This window comes from Bacillus sp. 165 (assembly GCF_017742235.1).
Lineage (GTDB): Bacteria > Bacillota > Bacilli > Bacillales > Bacillaceae_G > JAGHKQ01.
In genome coordinates this window covers 70,250-80,486 of the sequence record NZ_JAGHKQ010000010.1, presented here as the reverse complement: position 1 = coordinate 80,486, position 10,237 = coordinate 70,250, and the positions used below count along the sequence as shown (strand labels likewise).

At 35.2% G+C, this 10,237-nt stretch carries 8 protein-coding genes and 1 rRNA gene; 4 read left to right on the top strand and 5 right to left on the bottom strand.

Annotated elements, in window-relative coordinates; genetic code table 11:
• Window positions 1-63 (bottom strand): 16S ribosomal RNA (locus tag J7Q84_RS14375); the annotation flags it as partial.
• A gap of 417 nt (window positions 64-480) precedes the next feature.
• Window positions 481-1,404, bottom strand: a complete 924-nt coding sequence (locus J7Q84_RS14370) for a helix-turn-helix transcriptional regulator (protein WP_209095254.1) — start codon at window positions 1,402-1,404, stop codon at window positions 481-483.
• Window positions 1,405-1,689: 285 nt separating this feature from the next.
• Here J7Q84_RS14370 and J7Q84_RS14365 point away from each other — a divergent pair, with 285 nt between their 5' ends.
• The gene (locus J7Q84_RS14365) at window positions 1,690-2,229 is read left to right on the top strand and encodes a GNAT family N-acetyltransferase (RefSeq protein ID WP_209095253.1); all 540 of its coding nucleotides are present in this window, start codon (window positions 1,690-1,692) and stop codon (window positions 2,227-2,229) included.
• Between the two features lie 361 nt (window positions 2,230-2,590).
• Here J7Q84_RS14365 and J7Q84_RS14360 read toward each other — a convergent pair whose 3' ends face one another.
• From J7Q84_RS14360 to J7Q84_RS14350, 3 genes are all read right to left on the bottom strand, one after another.
• On the bottom strand, window positions 2,591-4,651 hold the full coding sequence (locus tag J7Q84_RS14360; protein ID WP_209095252.1) for a transglycosylase domain-containing protein: 2,061 nt from the start codon (window positions 4,649-4,651) through the stop codon (window positions 2,591-2,593).
• A gap of 922 nt (window positions 4,652-5,573) precedes the next feature.
• Complete coding sequence (locus J7Q84_RS14355) at window positions 5,574-6,152, bottom strand: hypothetical protein (protein ID WP_209095250.1); 579 nt, start codon at window positions 6,150-6,152, stop codon at window positions 5,574-5,576.
• Window positions 6,153-6,606: 454 nt separating this feature from the next.
• On the bottom strand, window positions 6,607-6,876 hold the full coding sequence (locus J7Q84_RS14350) for a hypothetical protein (protein WP_209095249.1): 270 nt from the start codon (window positions 6,874-6,876) through the stop codon (window positions 6,607-6,609).
• Between the two features lie 197 nt (window positions 6,877-7,073).
• Here J7Q84_RS14350 and J7Q84_RS14345 point away from each other — a divergent pair, with 197 nt between their 5' ends.
• The 3 genes from J7Q84_RS14345 to J7Q84_RS14335 all read left to right on the top strand — a co-directional run bounded on the left by J7Q84_RS14345 (window position 7,074) and on the right by J7Q84_RS14335 (window position 10,187).
• On the top strand, window positions 7,074-7,250 hold the full coding sequence (locus J7Q84_RS14345) for a hypothetical protein (RefSeq protein WP_209095248.1): 177 nt from the start codon (window positions 7,074-7,076) through the stop codon (window positions 7,248-7,250).
• A gap of 157 nt (window positions 7,251-7,407) precedes the next feature.
• Window positions 7,408-8,301: an ATP-binding protein gene (locus tag J7Q84_RS14340; RefSeq protein ID WP_209095247.1), complete on the top strand. Its 894-nt coding sequence runs from the start codon at window positions 7,408-7,410 to the stop codon at window positions 8,299-8,301.
• Between the two features lie 2 nt (window positions 8,302-8,303).
• Window positions 8,304-10,187, top strand: a complete 1,884-nt coding sequence (locus J7Q84_RS14335) for a vWA domain-containing protein (RefSeq protein ID WP_209095246.1) — start codon at window positions 8,304-8,306, stop codon at window positions 10,185-10,187.
• The last annotated feature ends 50 nt before the right edge of the window (window positions 10,188-10,237 follow it).

The window sequence follows — 10,237 nt, the reverse complement described above, 5'->3', positions numbered from 1 at the left end:
GACTTGCATGTATTAGGCACGCCGCCAGCGTTCGTCCTGAGCCAGGATCAAACTCTCCATAAAAGTGTTTGACTTGCTCATTTAAAACTTGACGTTTGTTTCTTGTTTTGTTCAGTTTTCAAAGAACTAACGTTCGAATCACCGAAGTGACATGTATTAATATATCATTCTATTTTTATAACGTCAATAGATTTAATAACTTTTTTTATGGTTTTATAATCTACTAATATTATCTATTTACATTTTAAACTCTCTTAATTAAATATTAAAGCAGATACACGCATAAACAACAATCACCTTCTGCCAAAACCATCTTCTTAATAACCATAATATAGACAACAATAGGATGGATTTGTAAATCCATCCTATTGTTGTCCCCTTCTATTTTTCAACAGCTATAAATCACATAACCTTTTCGAGTTTAATTTGACACCATACCCCTGATAAATACAAATCTATAAAAACCATTCAAAAAGGGAGTTATTGTACCTTATTTAACAAACTTGTTATCATTTTATCCAATGTTTCTTTATTTGCAAAAGGGGCTAACTTTACTACAAACTCCTGATTGAACTGTTCTGCCTCCACTTTACCAATTAATTTTTCAATACTTTCTGCATTTAAAAAAGGAGCCAGCTTTAACATCTCATTCGTCTCTAGCTTCCCTTCAATACTGTGATTTACTAGATGATGTAAAGTATCTCCACTAATAAACGGAGCTAACATTTGAATTACCTTCCCACTTAAACTTTCCTCTTCTAGCTGTTTTACTAACCGATCCATACAATCTCTATCAAGAAATGGCGCAATTTTAACAAGATTACGAACATCCAAAGAGCTATCAATTGTGTTATTTACTAAATGATTTAAAGCGTCTTTACTGAGGAACGGAGCCAGACCAGAAATAACATTCCACTGCACATCCTCCTCTTTTGTACAATACACCAGTTTATCCAACACCTCCATTCCAAGAAATGGTGCCATCTTCTTAATTAAGTCTAAACTAAAATAATTTTTATCTACCTTTTCAGTAACTTTATGTAAAGAGCTCGCCTTTACCATAGGAGCTAATTCAGCCAATTCTGTTATTTTCACCTGTCCCCTATTAATCATCTCTGCTACTTGCTCTGGTTTGTTCTCAACTATTTCTTCAACAATTTTCCCTACATATTGCTGGTCTGGATTTTTCATTTTTTCTTCTGCATTCAATATTTCATCTACTGTTTTTTCAAATAATTTCGCAAGCAGCGGAAACATTGTAATATCTGGAAGTGATTCACCTCGCTCCCATTTTGATACTGCTTGATGACTAACGTTTAATTGATCTGCAAGTTCTACTTGGGTCATATCTCGATCTTTGCGAAGTTTTGAAATATAGGCTCCTACCTTACGTGAATCGATCATTTTCACTCCCCCTATGGTCAAATTATACAGCGTGCACACCGTTAAAAACAGCATAGCACATTCCTAAACGCCGTCCCATCAAACAGTGGTTGAGTTGCTACTATGCAACTGTTGGTAGAATTCCTCTACAACACTTACTTTTACTTATTTCGTGAAACTCTATATTTCTCTGATAATGTATTCCTTTTACACTCTATCTTCTTTTCCGAAAGGTTATCATGATAAAATAAGAAAGGTAGAAAAAGTTATAATGAGATTAGTTCATACTAAAAAGGGGAGTTACAAATGAATGGTAATAAAATATTTTTAATGCCTCTTGATGAGAGTCTTGGTGAAGCAGTACTAGAATTACAAAGAAAAAACCGAAGTTTTTTCGAACAAACTTCCATCGAACGAAATAATGATTTTTTTACACTAGAAGGCCAATTGCAAAGAATCAAAAAAAGTGAAGAAAACAGTAATCAAGATAAGGGTTATTCTTTTGGAATTTTCCTAAATGATACTCAAGAGTTAATTGGAGAAATTAGTCTTTTTAAAATAGAACGCGGCCCTGCCCAAACCGGTATGGTTGGCTATTCTCTTGATAAAGAGCACAATGGAAATGGATATATGACAGAAGCAGTGAATTTAATTGTTAACTATGCATTTCACGATTTGAAGCTTCATCGAATTGAAGCAGGTGTAATGCCTCATAATCTTGGCTCCATTAAAGTATTAGAAAAATCAGGATTCCAAAAAGAAGGAATTGCAAGAAAAAATGTAAAGATAAACGGAAAGTGGGAAGATCATCAAATGCTTGCTATTATAAATGATGATATTGAATAACAGCTTCTTCTTTAATTAATATAAAAGCCCTAGCTAATTATCAGATATTACTTTGATTACTAACGGATTACATTGAGTGCCATTATTTGGACTTATAGCTTTAAACTGTTTGTCTAGATTCTATGTATCGAATACATATAAATACTTTCTAAATTTCATCATCCTTTTACATTTATAAATTCTCATTTTGAATTATTTATCAAAACGTACTAGTCTCATAAGTATCTCAATCCATATTTTATACAAAAGCACCACCTTGCTAATTCTACAAGGCGGTGCTTTTGTATCCTTCTTCTATAGTATGAGTATGGATAAGAGCATCCAAATCCAGTATATCCCTGAAGCAATAAACTCATTTACTTTAGTCCTTGTTTTTTCCTTTCCCCTTACCATGATTCTTATTTTTATGTTCTTTCTTACCAGGCTTATTTTCTTTCCTCTTATTACCTTGTTCTTGCCCTTGACCTTTCTCTTCCTTTTCTTTTTTCTTTTCTAATTGGTCCTTATATTTTTTCCCCAGAAGAGATAGATCGAACTCCTTAGGAGGGAGTGCTTCCCCCGACTTTAATAGAATTTCTTTAAAAATCACCGTTGCAGTTTGACTGCTGGAAGAAGTTAAATAATGCTTTTCATCTGTTTTATCATAGCCTAGCCACACAGCTCCCACAATATTTGGTGTATATCCTATAAACCAATGATCCTTAGCTCCATTCAGATTGGCAAATGGCAACTGAGTAGTACCTGTTTTACCTGCAATATCTTGCCCTTCTATTTGAGCCTTCATCCCCGTACCTTCTTTAACCACACCCTTAAGCATAAAGGTAATTTTTTGAGCAATGGATGCCTCAATTACGCGAGTTTGTTTTTTATTCCACTTCCCCAGTATTTCTCCATCTGCATTCTCAATCTTTTGAATTGCATGTGCCTCTATCATAACTCCATTGTTAGGAAACACAGAAAAAGCTTGTGCCATTTTCAATGGAGATGTTCCTTCATTCATACCTCCAAGAGCGATCCCTAGCGTATGGTCTTTTTCATTTAAAGGAATACCAAAACGTTCTACTGCGTTTGTTCCTTTCTCTAATCCTATTTTTTGTAATAGCCCAACCGCCGGTATATTATAAGAATGAATTACTGCATCATACATCGTAACGGATCCATGAAATTGACTATCATAATTTTGAGGCTGATAGCCATTAATATTAATAGGTTTATCTTCTAGCATATCAAAAATATCATATCCCTGCTCTAATGCTGGAGTATACGATGCTAAAGGTTTCATGGTAGATCCAGGCTGCCGTTTTAATTGCGTGGCACGGTTAAATTGTCGGAAAGTATGCTCTCCACGTCCCCCCACAAGAGCTGTCATTCCCCCTGTGGCAGGGTTAATTAGAACTGCGCTACTTTGAACGAGCTGATCAGGCTGACCTTTAGGAAACAGATTGTCGTTTTTATACACCTCTTCCACAGCGCTCTGTATGCTAGGATTCAATTCTGTATAAATTTGAAGCCCACCTGAAAGAACTTCGTTTGATGTCAAATGATATTTATTGATCGCTTCATCAATAATGTAATCTACATAGTGAGGGTACTTTCCATCATAATCTTTGCTTCTTTTGTCAGCTAATATAATTGCTTGTTCCTTGGCCTTTTCTGCTTGATTTTGACTAATATAGCCTTCTTTTTTCATTAAGGCTAATACAGTATTCCTTCTTTCAATCGCTTTATCCATATTTTTCAATGGTGACAAGGCAGACGGAGCCCTAATGATTCCTGCTAACACTGCTGATTCGCTTAATGTTAATTGATTTGCATTCTTTCCAAAATATACTTGAGCTGCACGTTGGACTCCCCAAGCCCCTTCTCCAAAATAAATCTGATTTAAATAACGCTCCATGATTTCATCTTTGGAATATACTCGTTCGATTTTCTTAGTCAAAATGAGTTCTTTTAGTTTTCTTGTATAAGTGCGCTCTTGTGTAAGAAAAGCATTTTTAGCTAACTGTTGTGTAATGGTACTTCCGCCTGAAACAATTTCTCCGCTAACTATGTTTTGTAACATTGCTTTTACAATTCCAAAATAACTAAGACCACTGTGCTTGTAGAAGCGTTGATCTTCTGTTGCAATTACCGCTTGTACCATATCTTTTGGAATTTGATTTATACTGATTCCCTCAATATTTGATGCTGAAATCTTACTTGCAATTTCTCCTTCATAATCGTATATGATTGTCGGTTGCGGCGCAGGGTCTTCCAACTTGCTTACATCACTTGTCCAAATAAACATATTTAAAATAAACACACAACCTAATATGAACACTGCCCCTATCAATATAGTTTTCAAAAGGAAACCTTTGGAAGATACACGTTTCCATAGGTTTTTTGAGCGTTTTTGTTGCTGCTTTCTTTCAATTCGTCCCATTCTATTTCCCCGTCTCCAATTAAATGTAGCTATCTATGTTGTATGTGTTAGCAAATATATTGAAATCTCAAGAATCATTTATTATATTCCATATGTCTTTTTTCTTAATCCATCCATTAATAATAATCTATAAGGCAAGCAATATTTTCTGTACTTACAGAATAAACTTTGGGTTATATCATTATGATTCTATAATTCCCGTAATACTTCTTTCCACATATCATCCATCTGTAATTTTTGATTCTCTAGTTACCTTTTCTCAGAAAACTCCTTCAATATTTTCATTCCTTTATTGTCTTTTTTTAACTATTTCATTATATATTATTTCGTTCAATATCCTTGTTTTCAGGGGGCAGAGTGAAATTCTTTTAAGGATGAGCATGTTAATAGATCTGCCTTTTAAGTACGTAAACACCATTTTCATGTTTCCTTATTCACTTTTGAAGTATTTAGTAGAAAATCACATCCATATACCCTATATAATATCATTAGAAAATAAATATAAAGCCAATAGGAAATCGTTGCTGACTCTTTAATAGGAAAAATGTACGGGGACAGTGTGATAAAATTAACATCTTAAATAAATACTCTGTTAAAGATGAATGTTGATATATGATACCTTTCCGAAATCTTAGTATACAAGTATAATAAAAAACAATCAGGAGATAGGAGCTAGATCGGTTGGACAATAATCCTATGAAGGAATGAAAGTTGTTGAAATAAAAGCAATCAAAAAGACATTTCAATAACTATGGAATGTCTTTTTTAGCTAGAACAGGCTTTTTTTCGTGCCACCGGATGGCTCAGAAAAAGGAACAGCCAACCAAGATTCAGTCATAATATGTGAAGCAAAAGAAAGAGCATCACTCTCTAGTCCGTATCATATCATTTTCTCTGGTTCCAGAGCGAAACATCTCACCCCTCACAACGCACACAAATTGTGTGTAGCGACGGCAAAGAAAAAATAACTGATGAGTTTCAAGTCCACTGATTTGGTAGTGTGATGTGGAGATTCCATACGTTCCTTCGATGTGATAAAAATAATCAAAAGAATGAGAATTATCATGATGCCTCCAAAAGCCCCGAACAACCAAGATGGGAATGAAAAAGGCATATAGGCGATTCGGATGTAGAGAAACCCTATAACACTGTACAAAGTAAGTGTCCATTTTCTGATATTAGTTTTCATTAGTGCACCAAGAATGATGAAATAGACACCTAATTTAAAGGAATACGCCCAAACTAAATATCGAACAATCTTCCACACCTCTACAGGTTCAGGGATAGAACCTGCTGAACTCGCTCCATTTTCTAATGATTCCATGAATCCTGGTAACACTATGTAACAACAAAAAATAGCATTCACTAAAAACAGAATACCAACCACGATAAACGCCACTTCGATTTTTCTCTTCGTACATTTCATCTCCTGACTGAGCCAATTGATTTGCAAAGTAATAAGTAAATTGATTTTTTTATAATTGTATAGCATCACATACAACAAAGACCACCTACGTTCATATACATAGATTTCTATTGGGAAGATTCCTCAACATTTGCACGACCATTCAGAAGTGTAATCATTAGGAGTTGATGAAATTTCTAGCTCAAATTTAAATATCCTATACTGATGGAAGCCTAATCAATCAGACTTTTTCGAGTAGTTTTCCTCACCTAGCCTTTTCAGTTTTCTTGCAGTCTTGAATTGCTTTCCATGAGGGGAGAAAAGTCTTTGAAACCTTAAATTAGATTATATTTATTTAGGAATATAAACTCAAAAATGACAAACCTCATATTAAAAATTTCCCTTTTTATATAAACTATTTAATCACTATAAAACAATGATTAAGCAAAAACACCACCTTATCTCATTCTACAAGGTGGTGTTTCATCATATAATAAATAGTTTGTATCCTCTTACATAAACTCAAATTTCCTCAACCAAAAGCCTCTTCTTAATAATACGGATAACCATAGTATGGATAATACGGATATGGATAAGGGTATCCGTAACCGTATCCATATCCGTATCCAGGCGTTGCAAGTGCACCTAATGCTAATCCTGTTACAAATGGAAATCCAAATCCGAATCCAAATCCAGGCCTTCCGAACCCAAATCCGGGTCTTCCGAACCCAAATCCGGGTCTTCCGAATCCAAATCCGTGTCCTCCAAATCCAAATCCGTGTCCTCCAAATCCCCCTCCAAACGGACGTCTATAATCCATTATTATAATCCCCCTTCAGTCATTATTAGCTTTCAATATCACCATATGCAGGACAAATGTGGAGAGCGTGGGCATTTTTCTTTTTTATTAGGAAATTCACTCTTTAGGCTGTTATCTATCCTTAATACAGTACGTGCTCAACCTAATTTAAATTGCCATATGCTAAGGTGATATTATCAATAAAGGAGGGAAGCCTTATGTATCAAAATGGACCTTTTTTTGATGGGTATCAGAATATACCGTCTATCGACCTATATCATACTCCTCAAATGATGCTTGATTATCGTATTGATCCAGCAGATTCACGTATTTTGGGATGGGGATGGAGGCCTCGTCCTTGGTTTTGGGTACCTAGACCTTGGTGGTGGTTTTAATTTTATTTTTGTAAACGGGAAAACTATAAAAGCCCTTCTACAGTGAAGGGTTTTTTTACATCCCCCTTTTCTTTGCATCAATACACAAAACAAGTTATCATAACATAGGAAATCTATGTTATTTTATCGATATAATTTTATGATTGGTGGGAAAACAATGCTTGAGCACTTTCATATAAATGCACAGCTACAGCAGCAATTAAAGCAGCTGCATGAAAAGAATAAATCAACGGTCGGACAAAACATGTCCTTAATAGGAAAAAAGATGTACAAGGCACAAGATACTAGTATTATTGAGGATGCGATTACAGCACTATTATTAGGAAAAAATGTGCTATTAAAAGGGCCTACTGGAAGCGGGAAAACCGTGCTGGCTGAAACTCTATCCTACTTGTTTCAAAAGCCCATGCACAGTATCAACTGCTCCGTTGACCTTGATGTAGAAGGCATTTTAGGCTATAACACATTAAAAACAAATGGGACTGCTTCTGAAGTAGTATTTATAGATGGGCCGCTAATGAAAGCTATGAAGAACGGACATTTCCTATATATAGATGAAATTAATATGGCAAAGCCCGAGACTCTTCCTCTTCTGCATGGAGCCTTGGATTATCGTAAAATGGTGACTAATCCATTTACTCAAGAAGTAGTATACGGTGATGAGGAATATCGTGTTATTGCAGCTATCAACGAAGGCTATGTGGGCACAAGTGAATTAAACGAAGCATTAAAAAATCGCTTTGTTATCATTGAAGTACCTTATATTCAAGGAAACACATTAAAAGAACTATTAATTACAGAATCTAAGCTACAAAATCAATCTATCCTTGAAAAATTTGTCCATTTTTCAAGTGATTTAATTCCATTAGCACAAGATGGACGTGTAAGTGAAGAGGCTGCTAGCATCCGCGGTATTATTGATGCATGTGATTTAAGTTTGTATATTCCTGTCCTACGTGCAATTGAACGAAGTATTATCGCAAAGCTGAGTGATGAAACGGAACAAGTGACAGTACGAGAGCTGGCAGAAAGTTATTTTTTTGAGGGATAATAATGAGACAAATTTTTACTGACAAAAAAATTGATGCCTCTCTTTTCTTACAGATGGAAAATTTAATGTACGCCCTATTAAAAGAAAATAACGCCTTCTTGGAATACGGGTATCAAGCATACTATGACGAACGAGAGCATAAGGTTGTTATCAGTCATTTTTGGGATGACCGTAATTCAGTAGAGAAGGCAACAGGACTGAAAAGTGAAATTTATTTAAAAGCGCTTGGCTATAAGCACCATTCAGATATGCCTTTCATTCGGGAATATGCAAAAAGTCTGCAGAAATCACCTCTAAAAAGCTTTTTAGTACAACTATTTGTTTTACTGGAAGATTTACGGGTGGAGGAAATTATCAAGAAGCTGCGTCCGGGTACAGTAAATATGTTTCAGCTCCGTAAGAACATGTACCGCAACTATTTTCAAGCTCAGTATGAAATTAACCGAATCCGCAACTTTCAATCGGATATGCTGTTTTCTCTTTGCTATCTCATATTAACTAGTGATAAGTATGAAAACTTCAATAACGAAAATATAGAAGCGATTGAGTCCTTTTTATATGAAGCATTCCATTCTCGCAATACGGAAGATACTATGTATATTGTGGAGAAAGTTCGTTATCGATTAGAAGAGACGTTAAGCGGAGATATTATTAACCACTATTTTGGTCTAGCGCCATTAAACAGTGAACCTACTTCAAATAAAATGGAAGATCGTGCTAAAAAGCTCGCAAATGACGATAAACAAGAAATAGAAGATGATGAAAAAAAAGAAAAAATGGATGAACAATTTTCTACTTGGCATCGAGAAAATAAAAACAACGAAAATGAAAACTTTCTTCGTTTTGAACTAGAAAGCGGGACAAAAACAAGCTTAATGGGGAACAGCGCACGGGAGTCTGAAGATAGTGACCAAGCCTTAGCGTCAGTACAAGGGAGCTCGAAGAAAAGTACACAAGCAAACTTCCAACAGACTGATACAAAGGAAGAAAAAATCTCTCATGCTTCAGCACACAGTGAAGGCAATTATGGCAAGTATAATATAGGTGCTTCCCATACCTTTAAACAAGCTCGTAAACCAACAAGAGATGAAAAATCAACCTATCAAACTATAAAATCAATAGTGAATAAAGAAGTAAAAGAGCTCAAACGTGTGATTGAAAAAACAATTGAAAACAAAACAAATGCTCACTCTGATAAATTTTACGGGAGACTTCGTAAAAAATTCCTCCGTATTTATACTGAAAAACAGCCCCGTATGTTTTATAAAAAAGGGCACGAGTCTAAAGAGCTTGATGTTGTGTTTCATCTTTTAATTGATTGTTCTGGTTCTATGTATAACAAAATGGAAGAAACGAAGAAAAGCGTTGTTTTGTTTCATGAGGCATTAAAATCGTTGAAAATTCCGCATGCGATCAGCGGTTTCTGGGAAGATGCATCAAACGCAAAAAAAGAAAATAAACCAAACGTAATTCATGAAGTTGTCACGTACCCATCTTCTCTTCATCCAAGTACAGGTCCTGAAATTATGCAACTGCGAGAAGAGGAAGATAACCGAGATGGCTACATTATTCGCATTGTATCAGAGGCCCTTACCAAACGAACGGAAAAACATAAATTTTTGTTAGTTTTTACGGATGGAGAGCCCTCCGCTTTAGATTATAATCAAGACGGCATTTTAGATACCCACGAAGCGGTAAAGCTGGCAAGAAAACGAGGACTCGATGTTATCGGCATATTCATTGAAGAAGGCGAAGCAAAAGAAGCAACCTATCAATTGATGAAGAATATTTATAATCACCACTTCTTAGTTGCAAACCATGCAGAAGATTTACGCTTAAAAATTAAACCATTATTAAAAAAGTTACTTTTAAAAAGCATTCAATAAAGGCTCCTTGGCTAGTTACGTTTAACCCTGCAATATAATTGATGTTTACT